Here is a 16,138-nt window from a genome sequence, read left to right on the forward strand (position 1 = left end):
AGGTAATTGTAGTCGGGAAATAACTAGATTTCGTGCGGCGGACCTAATCACCTAATATATGTGGTGTCTGCCCCGGCAAAGGTTGCCGGGTCGGGAATAGATTCCGGCTGCCGCACGCTTAGCAGGAGCGCGGTCTCATGAACTGGACTGACGAGCGGGTCGAACTTCTCAGAAAACTGTGGTCGGAGGGCTTGAGCGCAAGCCAGATCGCCGCACAACTTGGCGGGGTCAGCCGCAACGCCGTCATCGGCAAGGTGCATCGGCTGAAGCTGTCGGGCCGCGGACGCTCGACCGCAACGCCGGCGCGCCAGAAGAAGACGGCGCAGGGATCGTCCATCCAGAAGTCTGTGTCGCGCGCCGCAACCACGCAACGCCACGTCACCACCTCGATCGGTGCGACAGCGCTGCAGGCGCAGTTCGACGCCGAGCCGGTGGCTCGCCACTACATCCGCCCGGTCGAAAACGTCGTCGTGCCGATCTCGCGGCATCTGCAGCTTACCGACCTCACCGAGCGCACCTGCAAATGGCCGAATGGCGATCCGCTGTCGGAAGACTTCAACTTCTGCGGCAACGAGGCGGCCGAAACCGGTCCCTATTGCAAATATCACGCAAGGGTTGCGTTTCAGCCGGCTTCGGAGCGGCGGCGGGCGAGATAGTGATTAGGGAATAGGCAGTAGGCAATAGGGGCTTTCGGCTGGACTCATTAGCCTACTGCCTTGCCTTCACAGCCAGCCATTTTTGCGAAACCGCCAGTACAAGAACACGCAGATGCAGGCGATCGCAGTCAGCACTACCGGGTAGCCGTATTCCATCTTCAGTTCCGGCATGTCATCGAAATTCATGCCGTATATGCCGGCGAACGCCGTCGGCACCGCCAGTATGGCGGCCCATGACGCCAGCTTCTTGGTATTCGCCGTTTCCTGGCTCTGGCCGACCAGCAGACTGGCTTCGAAGGCGAAGGCCAGAACCTCGCGCAGACTGTCGATTTTTTCCTGGACGGTGCGGATGTGGTCGGTCACATCGCGAAACAGCGGGTGCATGGCGCTATGGATCTGCGGCAGTTCGGCGCTGGTCAGCCGGCGGCAGACCTCGACCAAGGGAAGTGCGGCATTGCGCAGGCGCAACAGATCGCGGCGCAGCATGTAGAGCCGCTCTATGTCGGGACCGGTCATCGGCTTCAGCAGGATCTTGTCTTCGATCGCCTCGACCTCGTCCTCGATCTGCTCCAGCACCGGCATGTAATTGTCGACAATGAAGTCGAGAATGGCATAGAGGACGAAGTCCTCGCCCTTGGCCAGCGAGTGCGGGCAGCTTTCCCAGTGCTGGCGCACGGCGGCATAGGAGGTCGACGGACCATGCCTGACGCTGACGATATAGCCTGAGCCGACAAACAGATGGGTTTCGCCGAAGGTGACGCGGCCGTCGATCAACTGGGCGGTGCGGGCGACGATGAACAGGGCATCGCCATATTGCTCGATCTTTGGCCGCTGATGCGGATGCTCGGCGTCTTCGATCGCCAGCTCATGCAAATGGAATTGCGCCTTGACGCGCAGCAACAGCTCGCGGTCGGGTTCGAGCAACCCGATCCAGACGACATGGCCGGATTTCTTCGCCCAGGCGCCGGCCTCTTCGATCGGGATGTCGGCGATGCGCTTGCCGGCGGTGTAGACGCTCGACGCGATGATGCCGGACGATGCCGGCGCCGGCTTGAACTCTCGGACATATTCCATCGCAGCCTCCGGAAGCAGAACCTGAGAAGCTTAACGCTACGATAGCTTAGCGCAATATGATTAAGCGTTCGAGAGGCGGCCGTTCACTTGACCGGCACCGTCTGCGGAAGCGCAACCTTGTCGGTCTTGTCGCCTTTCGGCCGCTCGGTCGGTAACTGGTCGCCAGTGACGATGTAATAGATGGTCTCGGCGATGTTGGTGGCGTGGTCGCCGATACGCTCGATGTTCTTGGCGCAGAACAGCAGATGTGTGCACGGCGTGATGTTGCGCGGATCTTCCATCATGTAGGTCAAAAGCTCGCGAAACAGCGAGGTGTACATGGCGTCGATCTGGTCGTCGCGATCGCGAACGAAGCCTATTCTGTCGACCGAGCGCGAGGCATAGACGTCGAGCACTTCCTTGAGCTGGGTCAATGCGAGCTCGGCAAGCGCCTCGAGACCGCGAAACAGGCTGGTCGGCTGGCGGCCGTCAATGACACTCACCACCCGCTTGGCGACATTCTTGCCGAGGTCGCCGACCCGTTCGAGGTCGGCGGAAATACGGATCGCGCCGACAATCTCACGCAGATCCGTCGCCATCGGCTGGCGCTTGGCGATGATGACGATGGCCTTATCGTCAATTTCGCGCTGGCCCTCGTCGAGGACAATGTCGTCGCGGATGACCTTCTGGGCGAGGCCGGGATCGGCATTGACCAGGGCCTGGATTGCTTGCTCAACCATACGCTCGGCGTGCCCGCCCATCGCAGCGATGCGTTTCGACAGGTATTTCAGCTCTTCGTCATAGGCGCTGACGATGTGTACGGACTGCATGGATCAAATGCCTTCCTGGAATCCTTGGCCTTTTGAGTCGTTTCCTCGAATCCTGTGCTGATACGCTTGCCTGATGACAGAAAGAAGAAACAGGCAGTTAGCAAATAGTACTGCCTCAGCGCGCCGGCAAATGGACCGTGAACGCCGCGCCCTTGCCGACTTCCGACTTGATCGAAAGTCTGGCGTTGTGACGCGTCAGTATGTGCTTGACGATGGACAGGCCAAGGCCGGTGCCTTTCTGAGTGCGGCTGCTCTCGACATCGATGCGGTAGAAGCGCTCGGTAATGCGCGGGATGTGCTCTTCGGGGATGCCTGGACCGTAGTCCCTGATGGTGACGTCGATGCCTGGTTCGGGACCGGCCTCACTGCTGCCGATCGACACCGTGACACGTCCGCCCGGCTGACCGTATTTGCAGGCGTTCTCCAACAGGTTCTCGAACACCTGGAACAGCTCGTCGCGGTCTCCAGGCACGTCGAGCGGCCCCTCGGCATAGTCGCGCTCGATGACGACGCTGTTTTCCCTGGCGAGCGGGCCGAGCGAGTCGATGACGCTGTCGATGGTCTGGCGCAGATCGACCTCGGTGCCCGGCTTCAGATAGGGCTTCATTTCCAGTCGCGACAGCGACAGCAGGTCGTCGATCAGGCGTGCCATGCGGCCGGTCTGGTTCTGCATGATCTGCAGGAACTGCTCGCGCGCCGCCGGGTCGTTGCGGGCCGGACCGCGCAACGTTTCGATGAAGCCTGAGATCGAGGCCAGCGGGGTGCGCAACTCATGGCTGGCATTAGCGATGAAGTCGGCGCGCATGCGGTCGATTCGGCGCGTCTCGCTCTGGTCCTTGAACACCAGCACAAAGAGATCGGTGGCGTGGCCAACCGAGGACGCGCTGACCCGGTAGGCCCGTTCGACCGGCAGTTTCTCGGTGTAGTCGACGGCATCCGAAGCGACCGTTCCCGACAGCACGCTGTCCAGCAGTGCCTGCATCTCGGGGGCGCGGAATTTCAACGACAGTGACAGGCCGGGCGCGATCCCGCCAAAGGCGGCGAAGGCTGCGGCGTTGGCATGGACGATGGTGGCGGTGCGGTCGAAGATGATCAACGGATCGGCAACGGCTGCCGCGAGATATTCGCCGGAAAGCCGCTGCAGCCCGCTCGACTCGATCGCGGCATCGCTCTGGATGGACTGGCTGGCGCCGCCGGTCGGCAGCATCGCGGCGGCGAGCAGCACCGCACAGGCGAGCAGAACGACATAGACGGACATGCCGGCGAAACCATAGACGGCCGCGACAGCAACGATGCCCGCGGCGAGCAGCCAGCGGCCGTTCCACACCCTGGCCCTTAGCGCCTGCGCCGTGGTTATCCGCTCTGCGCCGGTGTCAGCCATTCGCCCGTCCTGCACCTTGCGCCGGCCGAATGAAACATCCGCTGGACCGGCTTCCCGCATGACCCCGAAAATCGGAATCGATTTTCGGAAAGGATCATGCGCAAATCAAAAATGCTACAGCGTCCTTTGCGCGTCCGCGCGGCGCTGTAGTGGCCCCCATAGCATGAGTCCGCAAGCTGGAAAGGTTCGTCTCGATGAAAAAACCCAAGGAAAGTCCCGCGGCAGAGCCGGCAAAAGGTCCGCTGAAGATCAGCATCGACGGCAAGGAGCGGGAGTTCGATATCGAGAACCCCGAGCTTCCGAGCTGGATCGAGGACAACAAGCTGACCGCCGGCGACTATCCCTACGACAAGAAAATGAAGGGCGAGGAATATGACGAGACGTTGGAGCGGCTGCAGATCGAGCTGGTCAAGGCGCAGGCCTGGCTGCAGGCGACCGGCAAGCGGGTGATGGCGCTGTTCGAGGGGCGCGATGCCGCCGGCAAGGGCGGCACCATCTTCGTGTTGCGCCAGTATCTCAACCCTCGCACCGCGCGCAACGTGGCGCTGACCAAGCCGACACCGACGGAAGTCGGGCAGTGGTACTTCCAGCGCTATGTCGACCATTTCCCGGCATCGGGGGAATTCGTCACCTTCGACCGCTCCTGGTACAATCGCGGCGGCGTCGAGCCGGTGATGGGCTTCTGTACGCCGGAGCAGCATGAGAAATTTCTCGACGAGACGCCGCATTTCGAACGGATGATCTCCAATGAAGGCATTTATTTCTTCAAATTCTGGCTGAACATCGGCCGCGAAACCCAGCTCGAACGGTTCCACGACCGCCGCTGGTCTCCGCTGAAGAACTGGAAGTTCTCGCCGATCGACATTGCCGGCATCACCAAATGGGACGATTACACCAAGGCCCGCGACCAGATGGTCGAGCGCACGCACAAGCAGTTCGCGCCATGGATCATCCTGCGGGCCAACGACAAACGACGCTCGCGGCTGGCCGCCATGCGGCGCATCCTGTTGTCGTTGCCCTATGATGGGCGCGATCTCGACGCCATCGGCAAGGAAGACAAGAAGATCATCGGCGAAGGGCCGTCATTCCTGGAGAAGTAGAGGCTGAAGGCACAGAGCCCATCCCTGATACGGGATGGGCTCTGTTGTCTGGCTTTACTGCAAACGTGCTGGCGTCATGCAGCCAGACGGGCGATCCGCTGCAGCCGCTTCAGCGTGGTGTCGTCCTGTAGAGCCGCATTGGAACGGGATGGTGCCGCCGACGCCGACGGCATCGCCGTCAACACAGGCCAGCACCGGCTTGGGGAACGTCGCCAGGGTGCGGAACATGTCGGTGACGGCGGCTTCATGGAAGGTCCTGGCCAGGCTTGCATAGGCGCGCCTGTCCAGAACGGCCGGCCGTCATGCGACGACACGGTGACGACCAGCGTGTGGGGCCGCGCAGTTCGAGTTGGGGCGTCAAAGCTCATCTCGTCGTCTCCGATCTCACGACGCCTGCCGCATGCCGATCATGTCGGGCGTGCCTCTGGCCAACACGGGGGCGTGATGGTTGCGGCGTGAGCGCACGACATCGAGCGTGTGATCGTTGAAGGTCAGCAAGGTGGCGACGACCTGCTGGTTGCCATAGGTGCGCTGGTAGCCGAGCGGCGTCGCCAGGAAATGCAGTTGCAGTGTCCGCAGCACCCACACCGGCTCGACCTCGATAATGACCTGATTGATATTGCGACCAAGGCCCCATTCGACGAAGCCGGCGATCAGCTCGGTGCCGACCGTAGACACGCCGCGCTTGCCATCGCGAAAGCCTGGCGCCACCGCGTAGCGGGTGAGCTCCCAGACATTCGGTCCCGATGGGCGCCTTCCCTCGCAGAGTTCTGGCATCACGTCGCTCAGGAGATGCGGCCGCGTGGTCGGCAGCATGCGCTGATAGCCGGCAAGCTCGCCATTGCGGATGACAAGGTGGTGTTCGGCTGCATCATGGTCGAACTGATCGATCTCGAGGCCGTCCGGGCGATCGAGATCGGTCCACCGCATCTCATCGACGAAGACCTTGTAACGCAGGCGATGGACCGCCTCCCAAAGGTCGGGACGCTCCATCAATTGTTGAGTGTTGAGGGAAAATAGCATTGGCCGTCTCCTGGGCTTAAGAGGAAGATACGGTCGGGTTTCCCGAAAAAATTGCGCGAAGGTGTTGGCAAGAATTTCTGGGCTGCCACAGCCGCCATGGCTAATATAGCCGTGCCTAATCGCCTCCGCGACGGCTTGCCCGTTTGGCGGCGCCCAGTCTGCATTTGGCGTTAAGAAAGCATTAGCCGTCTCAAGAGGACGACAGGGTCGGTCTTTCCTGAAGATAATTAGGCCAACGGGGCGGCCAATAATTTCGGGGCCGCCAGAACCGGCCTAGCTGATATAGCCGTGTCTGATTGCCTCGGCGACTGCCTGCACGCGATTGGCGGCGCCCAGTTTGCTCTTGGCGTTGAGAAGGTGTTTCTCCGAGGTATGCTCCGAGATGCCGAGGATCTGCGAAATTTCCCACTCGGATTTGCCAACCGCCGCCCATTGCAGGCATTCGCGCTCGCGCGGCGTCAATTCAATGTGATCGATAACCTTGCCGGCCGTCGTTTGAAGCTGCATGGCGCGGCCGATGGCATAGGTGGAGGCCAGCGAGACCATTGCGAATTCGGCGTAGGACAGTTCGACCGCCTCACCGCCCAGCGAAACCAGCGCGATCTGGCCTTCGAGCGTGATCAGCGGGAAGGCGAGGCCGTCACGCAGCTTGAATTCGCGAGCGTCGCGCATCACCTCGTCGCTGCTCTTGTCGGCGGGCATCCTCTGAACGGCCTCGCGCCATTGGAATGGCGCCCGCAACTGTTTCAAGTGGCTGACGACCGGATCGTGGTCGACATAGTTGCGCGTCAGGTAACGCTCCAGCCATTCATTAGGCCAATCGCAGAGCAGCACATGGTCCTTCTGCTGGCTGCTTGACATGCCGGGCTGCGGCACTGTCGCGGCTATCAGGGCCGTCAATCCGAAATTCGAGGTGACACTGAGTAGCCGCTCGCACACCTCAGCCGCCGTGCCGGCACGCTGCACCTGGTCAATATATTCCAGTGTCCGGTCAAAATGACCCATCGCAACATCAACCCCATGTTGCCTACTGCTCTTGAGACTGATGTTACGTGCCTGATCCGCACTTCGCCATCAACCCCGGATTGCAAGTCGCATATTTGGTTTTTCTAGCGCAGCGACCGCTTGCCCTCGGACCGAATCTGCGCAGCTATTTGCAACCTCACTAAAGCATAACCCGAAAGTTGCCCCTTGAAATCAAAAACAATTGTGCCTGCACCGTTTTCGTATCAAAAGCCAATGGCAGAACGGTCGGAGTTTCTTTCGTGACATTTCGCTGGATAGCCGTTGCCTTGCTGTCGCTGCTGGCCGGAGCGCAGCCGTTTGCCGGCGTTGCGCGCGCGGCGGGACCGCAGGTGCCGGTGCTTTGGGACGCCAAGGAACGGCTGCCGAAACCGGATCTCTCGGCGCTACCCAGGCTCCGATTCCTGACCACAACCGATTTCCCGCCCTTCAACTTTCTCGACGGCGCTGGCCGGCTGTCCGGCTTCCACATCGACCTGGCGCGGGCGATTTGCGCTGAACTCGACATCGCCGACAAATGCCAGATCCAGGCGCTGCCCTGGGCCGAACTCGACGAGGCGCTGCAGAAGGGCGAAGGCGAAGCGATCATCGCCGGAATCGCCGCGACGCCGGAATCACGGGCGAAATACAGTTTTTCGCGCTCCTATCTGCAGTTTCCGGCGCGCTTCATCATGCCGAAGACCAAGGCCTTCGCCGAGCCTATCCTCGACAAATTGCGCAGCAAGCGGGTCGGCGTGCTGGCCGGCGCGGCGCATGAAAAGATGCTGCGCGATTATTTCGGCACGGTGCAGATCGTCCCCTTCAACAGCCCTGAAGACCTCTACAGCGATTTGAAAAGCGGCAAGATCGACGCCGCCTTCGGCGACGGCATGCGGTTTTCCTTCTGGCTTGGCGGCAAGGACGCGGCCGGCTGCTGCCGTTTCGCCGGCGGCCCCTATCTCGCGCCGGAATATCTGGGTTCCGGCATGACCATCGCCACAAGGGCCGGCGATCCGGCGCTGGCCGCGGCGATGGACTACGCGCTGCAGGAAATCTCGGTGAAGGGCACCTTTGCCGAATTCTATCTACGCTATTTCCCGGTCAGCTTTTTCTAGGGGCTGCCGATATTCAGAAGATGCCGGCCTGCGAACGGGCTGACACCTGCGCTTCAGGCGCTCACATACTTCAAGTACGCTCCGCTCCGGTTCTCGGCATCAGCCATTCTCGACCCGGCCTGACCTGAATTTCAACAGCCCCTACCAGCGAGACTTTCAAGTCAGCGTGCGCAGCCGCGCCTTGGCCCCGCGCGCGATGGCTGCGACGGTCAGCGTGTCGAGATCGAGTTGGCGCCGGATGAGTTGCAACACCCGCAATTCCTCCATGCGCATTTCGAGATCGACGGCGGCGACCTCGAAGGCGGCGGCATAGGCGGTGTCGTGCAGCCGCTCGGGCAAAGCTTTGCCAACACGCTCGAGAACGCCTTCCAACCCGTCCTTTTCATTCAGCATCTTCTGGCAGTCCTGCGCGATGGCAATCAGCCTGTCCTGATTGAAATCCTCGAACACCGGCCAGCTGCGGACGACGTCGCCAATGCGTGCCAGTTCGACATCGGTCATGTCGCGGTCGGAAGCCGAGGTGATGACCATCAGGTAGATCAGGGCTTCATGCGTGGACGGCAACGGCATTCAAAACTCCTTGATATTGGGTTTCGAAGGTAGGAACGCGGTCGTCGCGCCGCAAGGAAAAACCGCCGCGCGCGTTGACGCCCAAGGCGTGCACGCCTAGAGACCGGTTGAAACTCCGATCCGGCGAAGCCGGTGCATAATTTGGAAGACAGCGACATGACGGGATCAAACATCGCCGATCTCAACCCCGAAATGCTTGCGGCGGCAGCCGAAAGCAAGGCCTGGCCGTTCGAGGAAGCCAAAAAGATCATCGACCGCTACAAAGGCGCCGACTTTCCCGAGACCGTCCTGTTCGAGACCGGCTACGGTCCGTCAGGCCTACCGCATATCGGCACGTTCGGCGAGGTGGCGCGCACCTCGATGGTGCGCCATGCCTTCCACGTGCTGACTGGAAACAAGGTCAAGACCAAGCTCCTGTGCTTCTCAGACGACATGGATGGTATGCGCAAGATCCCGGACAATGTGCCGGATCGCGCTGCGCTCGAGCCATACCTGCACATGCCGCTGTCCTCGGTGCCCAATCCGTTCGGCGGCGACTATGCAAGCTTTGCCGACCACAACAATGTGATGCTGTGCCGCTTCCTCGATACGTTCGGCTTCGACTACGAGTTCGCCAGCGCGACGCAGTACTACAAGGCCGGCCGCTTCGACGCGATGCTGGTGCGCGCCGCCGAGCGCTATGACCAGATCATGGCGGTGATGCTGCCGACGCTCGGGCCGGAGCGCCAGGCGACCTACAGCCCATTCCTGCCGATTTCGCCGAAGAGCGGCCGGGTGCTCTACGTGCCGATGAAGCATGTCGACGCCAAGGCGGGCACCATCACCTTCGACGATGAGGGCACCGAGACCACGCTTCCGGTGACCGGCGGCAGGGTCAAGCTGCAGTGGAAGCCGGATTTCGGCATGCGCTGGGCCGCACTCGGCGTCGATTTCGAAATGTTCGGCAAGGACCACCAGACCAACGCGGTGGTCTACGACCGCATCTGCAACATCCTCGGCGGACGCGCGCCGGAGCATTTCGTCTACGAGCTGTTCCTCGACGAGAACGGCCAGAAGATCTCGAAGTCGAAGGGCAACGGGCTGACCATCGACGAATGGCTGCGCTATGCGCCGACCGAAAGCCTCGGCCTTTACATGTACCAGCGACCCAGGCAGGCGAAAAAACTCTATTTCGACGTCATCCCGCGCGCCGTCGATGAATACTACACCTTCCTCGGCGCCTATCCGCGCCAAGACTGGAAGGAGCGGCTGGGCAATCCGGTCTGGCACATGCATGGCGGCGAGCCGCCGGCGATAGACCTGCCGGTGCCGTTTTCGCTGCTGCTCAACCTGGTCAGCGCCTCCAATGCGCAGAACAAGGACGTGCTGTGGGGGTTCATCTTGCGCCACACATCCGGCGTGACGCCGTCAACGCATCCCGAGCTCGACCAGCTGGTCGGCTTCGCCATCCGCTACTTCGACGATTTCGTGCGGCCGGCCAAGGTCTATCGAGCCGCCGACGCGGTCGAGCGCGAGGCACTGACGAAGCTGTCGGAGGCGCTGGCCGCCCTGCCGGCCGGTGCTGACGGCGAGGCTATCCAGAACGCTTCGCTGAACGTCGCGCGCAAAATCGAGCGCTACCAGGACCATTCCAAGCAGAGCCCGGACGGCGGTCCCGGCGTTTCCGGCGCCTTCTTCCAGATGATCTACCAGGTGCTGATCGGCCAGGAACGCGGCCCGCGCTTCGGCTCGTTCGCAGCGCTTTACGGCATTGCCGAGACGCGCGCCCTCATTGAGCGGGCGCTGGCTGGTCAGCTGGCGGCATGATTTCCGTCCCGACCGGCGGCGTGTCTGTCGCCGGGGCATCGAGGATCGGTTGCGACGCCGTCGGTGCGGCAACCGGCGTTGGCGCCGGCGGCAGGCCGCCAAGATCGGGCGCGGCGCCGAAGATGCCCTTTTTGGCGTCGCGCGCCTTGTCGCCCGCTTCGACATAGGGGCCGCCCGCGACCGCACGCGCCCAGCCGTTTTCGACCAGCCACTGGCCGACATCCTGCTTGCCGATGCGGCATTCGGCGGCGATCAGCGCGCTGTCAGCCTCCGGTGGCACCTTGCACGCCACGGCCCGGCCGCGCAGGAAAGACCGGAATGCGGTGCGCGCGCGAACACCGCAAGCCCAGGACTTGCCGTCATCGGTGCAGGTCTCGTCCTCCTTGACGATGTCGAGGCCGGAGACGGCCACGGAATAACCATTGGCTTCGATCAGGCCGGCGGCGGATGCGACCGGCTGGAACAGTTTTGTCCCGCCCCAGTCGTCGACTGCTTTCGGCCGGCGCGGCCTGGGCGGTCCGGCCAGCGCGAGATCGCTCAGCGGTGCCCGCGGTTCGACCCGTTCGAGCTCCTCTGGCGGCAGCGGCGGCGGCGCGATTGCCTCGGGATCGATCGCCCTCGAATGCACCGGAGGCGAAGGCAACGCAGGCTTGGCGGGCCGGGTTTCGGGAAGGGCCGACGTTGCCGGCTCCTCGGGCACGGCGTCAATGCCCGGGTCGATCTGGTCGATGACGACGCTTCTCTGCTCGGGCTGCAGGACGCGGCCGCCAGCGACAACCAGGGCCACCATCGCCGGGATCGCCAGCACGGCCAGGGCCAGTTGCAGCAGCCGCACTACTGGCTTGCCCAGACGATCCGCGCCACCCATTCGACATCGCGCATCGCGATATCGCGGTCCGGGTGATCGGGATTGAGCGAGATCAGCACGATCGACTTCGTCGTCTGACGGTCAAGCACCTTGGCCATGACCTCGCCGGCATTGGTCTTGACGACGACGCGGTCGCCCTTGCGGGTGGCGGCGCCCGGCTCGACGATCAGCACATCGCCATTGCGGTAGAGCGGCAGCATGGAATCGCCCTGCACCTTCAGCGCATAGGAGGTTTCCGTCGCCCGCGCCGGAAGCTCGACCAGATCCCAGCCCTGGCCGGAGGGATAGCCGGCATCGTCGAAGAAGCCGCCAGCGCCGGCCTGGGCAAAGCCGAGCAGCGGCACCGCTGAACGCTGCGCGGCTGCCTGGCCTGAAGCGGTCTTGGCACGGCCTTCGACCAGCCCGGTGAATTCGTCGAGCGAGGCACCGGTCGCCTCGATGATCTTGGCCAGCGATTCGGTCGAGGGCCAGCGCGGCCGCCCATCCGAGGACAGCCGCTTCGACTTGTTGAACGCGGTCGAATCAAGCCCGGCACGCCGGGCCAGACCCGAGGCCGACAGCGAATAACGCTCGGCGAGAGCGTCGATGGCGGCCCAAACACGATCATGCGAGAGCAATTCGCTCTCCCTCGAAACAGGAAAAAATACCTTTTCCTTCTAGCGCTCGGCCAGGGCTTTGTCCACCGGCGGTCCCGATCACAAACGGTTCAGTCGCCCGACTTGGCCAGGCTGCGCAAATTTTGGTGAGAGGTCATGAAAATCCGCGCCACCTCCGTCGGCGGGCGCGGTGCTGTCGAAAGGCCAAGTGCCGCCACGACTTCGTCGATGTCGACAAAGCGACGGCCGCCACGGTCATAGACGCCGCCGGTGGTCATGATCAGCGCGGCCGTCTCGTCATTGTCGAGGACAAACCGGTGCTTGCCGATGACCTGTGTGCCCTCCCAGGCCTCGATCGAGGACACCACCTCAAAGCGACGCCACAGCCTGATCTCGCGCACATAGACCGACTGCAACCCGCCGATCATCGGCGCCCAGCCTTTCTTGCGCGCCAGCGCGATGAGGCCAATGCGCAGGAAGATGTCGATGCGGCCAAGATCGGCCAGCATCATGTAGCGGGCGTTGTTGAGATGGCTGTTGAAGTCGATGTCGGTTGGCAGGCAGCGGAAAGCCAGCCGGCTTTCGCTACCGACCACATAGGGGCCACGGCGCCTTGCCGTGGCCATCGTGCGCGCCAGACGCCCCCAGACGTACATGGGGCGCTAGATCAAGCGGCCTTCTTCACCTCACCCTTCGCATAGGGGTCGAAGCGCTGGTAGAAGGTCTCGCCTTTCTCGGCCAGGTCGAGCAGCAGCTTGGGCGCCTTGAACTCGGCGCCGTATTTCTTCTGCAGTGCCTTGGCGATCCTGACGAACTCCTTGGCGCCGATGCCGTCGATATAGGACAGCGCGCCACCGGTGAACGGCGCGAAGCCGAAGGCCAAGATCGAGCCGACATCGGCCTCGCGCGGGTCGGTGACGATGCCTTCTTCCATCACCCTTGCTGCTTCCAGCGCGATGGTGACCAGCAGGCGCTGCTGCAGCTCCTTATAGTCGATCTTCTCGGCCTTCAGCTGCGGATAAAGGTCTTTCAGGCCCGGCCACAGCTTCTTCTTGGCGGGCTTCGCCGGATAGTCATAGAAGCCCTTGCCGTTCTTGCGGCCGAAGCGGCCATGGGTATCGACCATCGTGTTGATCAGCGCCATCTGCATCGGATCGACGGCCTTGTCGCCGAGGTCCCTGATGGTCTGTTTCATGATCTTCTGAGCCAGGTCGATCGCCGTCTCATCGGTCAGCGCCAGCGGACCGACCGGCATGCCTGCGGCCTTGGCGGCATTCTCGATCATCGGCGCCGGAACGCCCTCGATCAGCATCTTGTAGGCTTCCGACATGTAACGCAGCACGCAGCGGTTGACGTAGAAGCCGCGCGTGTCGTTGACGACGATCGGCGTCTTCTTGATGGCGCGCACGAAGTCGATGGCGGTGGCAAGCGCCTTGTCGCCGGTCTTCTTGCCCAGAATGATCTCGACCAGCATCATCTTGTCGACCGGCGAGAAGAAGTGGATGCCGACAAAATTCTTCGGCCGCGCCGAATTCTTGGCCAGCGCTGTGATCGGGATTGTCGAGGTGTTGGAGGCAAAGATCGCCGACGATTTGAGCACCGCTTCGGCCTGTTCGGTGGCTGCCTTCTTGACGGCTGAATCCTCGAACACCGCCTCGACCACCAGATCGCAGCCGGCGAGGTCAGCATAGTCCGCCGTCGGCGTGATCAGCGACAGGAGCTTGTCCTTATCCTCGGGCTTGGCGCGGCCCTTCTTGACCTGATCCGAGATCAGGCTGTCGGAATGCGCCTTGCCCTTTTCGGCCGACGCCATGTCTCGGTCGAGCAGCACGACCGGGATACCGGCCTTGGCGGTGACAAAGGCAATGCCGGCGCCCATGAAGCCGGCGCCGAGAATGCCTATCTTCTTGAACTTCGTCTCGGGCACTCCGGCCGGACGGCGGGCGCCCTTGTTCAGCTCCTGCAGCGAGACGAACAGCGAGCGGATCATCGCCGCCGCTTCCTTCGACTGCATGATTTCGGTGAAATAGCGCTGTTCGATCCTCAAGCCGGTGTCGAACGGCACCAACAGGCCTTCATAGACGCATTTCAGGATGGCAGCGGCGGCCGGATAATTGCCATAGGTTTCGCGGCGCAGGATGGCGATGGCCGGTGGCCACAGGTTGAAGCCGGCGGGGGAATAGATCTGGCCGCCGGGCAGCTTGAAGCCCTTCTCGTCCCAGGGCTGGACGGCTTTCAGGCCGTTCTTGATCAATGCCTTGGCGGTCTCGATCAGCTTCGCCGGTTCGGCGATTTCGTGGATCAGGCCCATCGCCTTGGCTTTCTGCGGCGACAGGTTCTGGCCGGTGGTCAGCATCTGCAAGGCCTGCTGCTGGTCGGTCAGGCGCGGCACGCGCTGGGTGCCGCCGGCGCCCGGGAAAATGCCGACCTTGACTTCCGGCAGGGCCATCTTGACCTTTTCGGAGTCGGCGGCCACGCGGCCATGGCAGGCCAGCGACAGCTCAAAAGCGCCGCCCATGCAAGTGCCATTGATCGCCGAAACCCAAGGCTTGCCCGAGGTTTCGAGCTTGCGCCAAAGGGCACCCATGCGGCCGGCGTTGTCGAACAGCAACTTTGCCGCTTTCTCCGGATCCTTGGTCTTCTCCTTCGCAAAGACCGTCAGCATCCTCTGCAGCATGGTGAGATCCGCGCCGCCGGAGAAGCTGTCCTTGCCCGAGGTGATCACTGCACCCTTGATGCCGGCATCGGCCACCACCTGATCGATGATCTTGTCGAGTTCGTTCATCACCTCTTCGGTGAAGACGTTCATCGAGCGGTCCGGCATGTTCCAGGTGACCAGCGCAATGCCGTCGGCGTCGGTCTCGACCGTGAAGTTTGTGTAGGTCATGTCTTTCTCCTTCGGGCCGAAAATCAGACGCGTTCGATGATCGTTGCGGTGCCCATGCCGGCGCCGATGCAGAGCGTCACCAAGGCGGTGTTGAGGTCGCGCCGCTCCAACTCGTCCAGCACCGTGCCCAGGATCATCGCGCCGGTGGCGCCGAGCGGATGGCCCATGGCAATGGCGCCGCCATTGACGTTGATCTTGTCGTGCGGGATGTCGAAGGCCTGCATGTAGCGCAGCACCACCGAGGCGAAGGCTTCGTTGAGTTCGAACAGATCGATATCCGACAGCTTCATCTTGGCGCGCTTCAACAGCTTTTCGGTGACGTCGACCGGACCGGTCAGCATCAGCACCGGCTCGGAGCCGATATTGGCGAAGGCGCGGATGCGGGCGCGTGGCTTCAGGCCCATGGTCTTGCCGGCCTTCTTCGAGCCGAGCAGCACGGCGGCAGCGCCATCGACGATGCCGGACGAATTGCCGGCATGGTGGACGTGGTTCACTTCTTCCACTTCCGGATGCTTCTGCACGGCAACCGCGTCGAAGCCGCCCATTTCGCCCGGCATGACGAATGACGGGTTGAGCGAAGCCAGCGACTGCATGTCGGTCGTGGGCCGCATATGCTCGTCATGGTCGAGAATGGTGAGGCCGTTCTGGTCCTTGATCGGGATCACCGAATTCTTGAAACGGCCGTCGGCCCAGGCCTTGCCGGCGCGCTTCTGGCTCTCGACCGCATAGGCGTCGACGTCGTCGCGCGAAAAACCGTATTTGGTGGCGATCAGGTCGGCCGAAATGCCCTGCGGCACGAACCAACCGGGCAGACCGACCGACGGGTCCATGAACCAAGCGCCGCCGGAGGCGCCCATGCCGACGCGAGACATCGATTCGACGCCGCCGGCAATGACGATCTCGTCGGCGCCCTGCGCGATCTTGGCGGCGCCGAAGTTGATGGCGTCGAGACCCGATGCGCAGAAGCGCGAGATCTGCATGCCCGGCGCCTTGTTGTCGTAGCCGGCCTCGAAGGCGGCGGCGCGCGGAATGACGGAGCCGGCCTCGCCGACCGGATCGACGCAGCCGAAGATGATGTCGTCGACATTGCCGGTGTCGAGCCCGTTGCGGTCGCGCAGTGCCTCGAGCGTCCTGGCGGCGAGCCGCACCGCCGGCACTTCGTGCAGCGAGCCATCCTTCTTGCCCTTGCCGCGCGGCGTGCGCACGGCGTCGTAGACATAAGCTTCGGCCATTTTCTTGCTCCTTGGGTTT

Annotated in this window: 15 protein-coding genes; 4 read left to right on the forward strand and 11 right to left on the reverse strand. The window is 62.6% G+C overall.

Translation table 11 applies throughout. The features are described from left to right. Positions 1 to 137 precede the first annotated feature (137 nt). Positions 138 to 656 carry a GcrA family cell cycle regulator gene (locus ACWGTO_RS19975; protein WP_454576526.1) on the forward strand — a complete coding sequence of 173 codons (519 nt, stop codon included), beginning with the start codon at positions 138 to 140 and terminating at the stop codon, positions 654 to 656. A 66-nt stretch (positions 657 to 722) separates the two neighbouring features. Here the strand turns inward: ACWGTO_RS19975 and ACWGTO_RS19980 are convergent, their stop codons facing one another. The 3 genes from ACWGTO_RS19980 to ACWGTO_RS19990 all read right to left on the reverse strand — a co-directional run bounded on the left by ACWGTO_RS19980 (position 723) and on the right by ACWGTO_RS19990 (position 3,920). Continuing rightward, positions 723 to 1,730, reverse strand: a complete 1,008-nt coding sequence (locus ACWGTO_RS19980) for a magnesium and cobalt transport protein CorA (RefSeq protein WP_454576527.1) — start codon at positions 1,728 to 1,730, stop codon at positions 723 to 725. 83 nt (positions 1,731 to 1,813) lie between these two features. Next, positions 1,814 to 2,539, reverse strand: a complete 726-nt coding sequence (phoU, locus tag ACWGTO_RS19985; protein ID WP_454576528.1) for a phosphate signaling complex protein PhoU — start codon at positions 2,537 to 2,539, stop codon at positions 1,814 to 1,816. Between the two features lie 115 nt (positions 2,540 to 2,654). Further along, a complete protein-coding gene (locus ACWGTO_RS19990; protein ID WP_454576529.1) occupies positions 2,655 to 3,920 on the reverse strand; it encodes an ATP-binding protein in 1,266 nt (421 codons plus the stop codon). A 194-nt stretch (positions 3,921 to 4,114) separates the two neighbouring features. Between ACWGTO_RS19990 and ppk2 the strand changes: the two genes are divergently transcribed. Next, on the forward strand, positions 4,115 to 5,020 hold the full coding sequence (ppk2, locus tag ACWGTO_RS19995) for a polyphosphate kinase 2 (RefSeq protein ID WP_454576530.1): 906 nt from the start codon (positions 4,115 to 4,117) through the stop codon (positions 5,018 to 5,020). A 384-nt stretch (positions 5,021 to 5,404) separates the two neighbouring features. Here the strand turns inward: ppk2 and ACWGTO_RS20000 are convergent, their stop codons facing one another. Both ACWGTO_RS20000 and ACWGTO_RS20005 read right to left on the reverse strand, forming a co-directional pair. Then, positions 5,405 to 6,043: an acyl-homoserine-lactone synthase gene (locus ACWGTO_RS20000; protein ID WP_454576531.1), complete on the reverse strand. Its 639-nt coding sequence runs from the start codon at positions 6,041 to 6,043 to the stop codon at positions 5,405 to 5,407. 273 nt (positions 6,044 to 6,316) lie between these two features. Continuing rightward, positions 6,317 to 7,048 (reverse strand): helix-turn-helix transcriptional regulator, encoded by a 732-nt coding sequence (locus ACWGTO_RS20005; RefSeq protein ID WP_454576532.1) that lies wholly within the window; start codon positions 7,046 to 7,048, stop codon positions 6,317 to 6,319. 260 nt (positions 7,049 to 7,308) lie between these two features. On the opposite strand from ACWGTO_RS20005, the gene ACWGTO_RS20010 reads away from it, so the two are divergent. Beyond that, positions 7,309 to 8,160 carry a transporter substrate-binding domain-containing protein gene (locus ACWGTO_RS20010; RefSeq protein ID WP_454576533.1) on the forward strand — a complete coding sequence of 284 codons (852 nt, stop codon included), beginning with the start codon at positions 7,309 to 7,311 and terminating at the stop codon, positions 8,158 to 8,160. 156 nt (positions 8,161 to 8,316) lie between these two features. Here the strand turns inward: ACWGTO_RS20010 and ACWGTO_RS20015 are convergent, their stop codons facing one another. Continuing rightward, positions 8,317 to 8,730, reverse strand: coding sequence for a tellurite resistance TerB family protein (locus ACWGTO_RS20015; protein ID WP_454576534.1), 414 nt, complete (start codon positions 8,728 to 8,730; stop codon positions 8,317 to 8,319). Positions 8,731 to 8,886: 156 nt separating this feature from the next. On the opposite strand from ACWGTO_RS20015, the gene ACWGTO_RS20020 reads away from it, so the two are divergent. Then, positions 8,887 to 10,536: a lysine--tRNA ligase gene (locus ACWGTO_RS20020; protein WP_454576535.1), complete on the forward strand. Its 1,650-nt coding sequence runs from the start codon at positions 8,887 to 8,889 to the stop codon at positions 10,534 to 10,536. Here ACWGTO_RS20020 and ACWGTO_RS20025 read toward each other — a convergent pair. From ACWGTO_RS20025 to ACWGTO_RS20045, 5 genes are all read right to left on the reverse strand, one after another. Next, positions 10,499 to 11,371 (reverse strand): thermonuclease family protein, encoded by an 873-nt coding sequence (locus ACWGTO_RS20025; RefSeq protein WP_454576692.1) that lies wholly within the window; start codon positions 11,369 to 11,371, stop codon positions 10,499 to 10,501. The genes ACWGTO_RS20020 and ACWGTO_RS20025 overlap by 38 nt on opposite strands. Next, on the reverse strand, positions 11,371 to 12,021 hold the full coding sequence (locus ACWGTO_RS20030; protein WP_454576536.1) for a S24 family peptidase: 651 nt from the start codon (positions 12,019 to 12,021) through the stop codon (positions 11,371 to 11,373). Before ACWGTO_RS20030 ends, ACWGTO_RS20025 begins: the two co-directional genes overlap by 1 nt. A gap of 89 nt (positions 12,022 to 12,110) precedes the next feature. After that, the gene (locus ACWGTO_RS20035) at positions 12,111 to 12,656 is read right to left on the reverse strand and encodes a thioesterase family protein (protein ID WP_454576537.1); all 546 of its coding nucleotides are present in this window, start codon (positions 12,654 to 12,656) and stop codon (positions 12,111 to 12,113) included. 11 nt (positions 12,657 to 12,667) lie between these two features. After that, complete coding sequence (locus tag ACWGTO_RS20040) at positions 12,668 to 14,887, reverse strand: 3-hydroxyacyl-CoA dehydrogenase NAD-binding domain-containing protein (RefSeq protein ID WP_454576538.1); 2,220 nt, start codon at positions 14,885 to 14,887, stop codon at positions 12,668 to 12,670. Between the two features lie 23 nt (positions 14,888 to 14,910). Then, complete coding sequence (locus ACWGTO_RS20045; protein WP_454576539.1) at positions 14,911 to 16,119, reverse strand: acetyl-CoA C-acetyltransferase; 1,209 nt, start codon at positions 16,117 to 16,119, stop codon at positions 14,911 to 14,913. Between the last annotated feature and the right edge of the window lie 19 nt (positions 16,120 to 16,138).

The sequence above is a fragment of the Mesorhizobium sp. PL10 genome, from assembly GCF_053714315.1.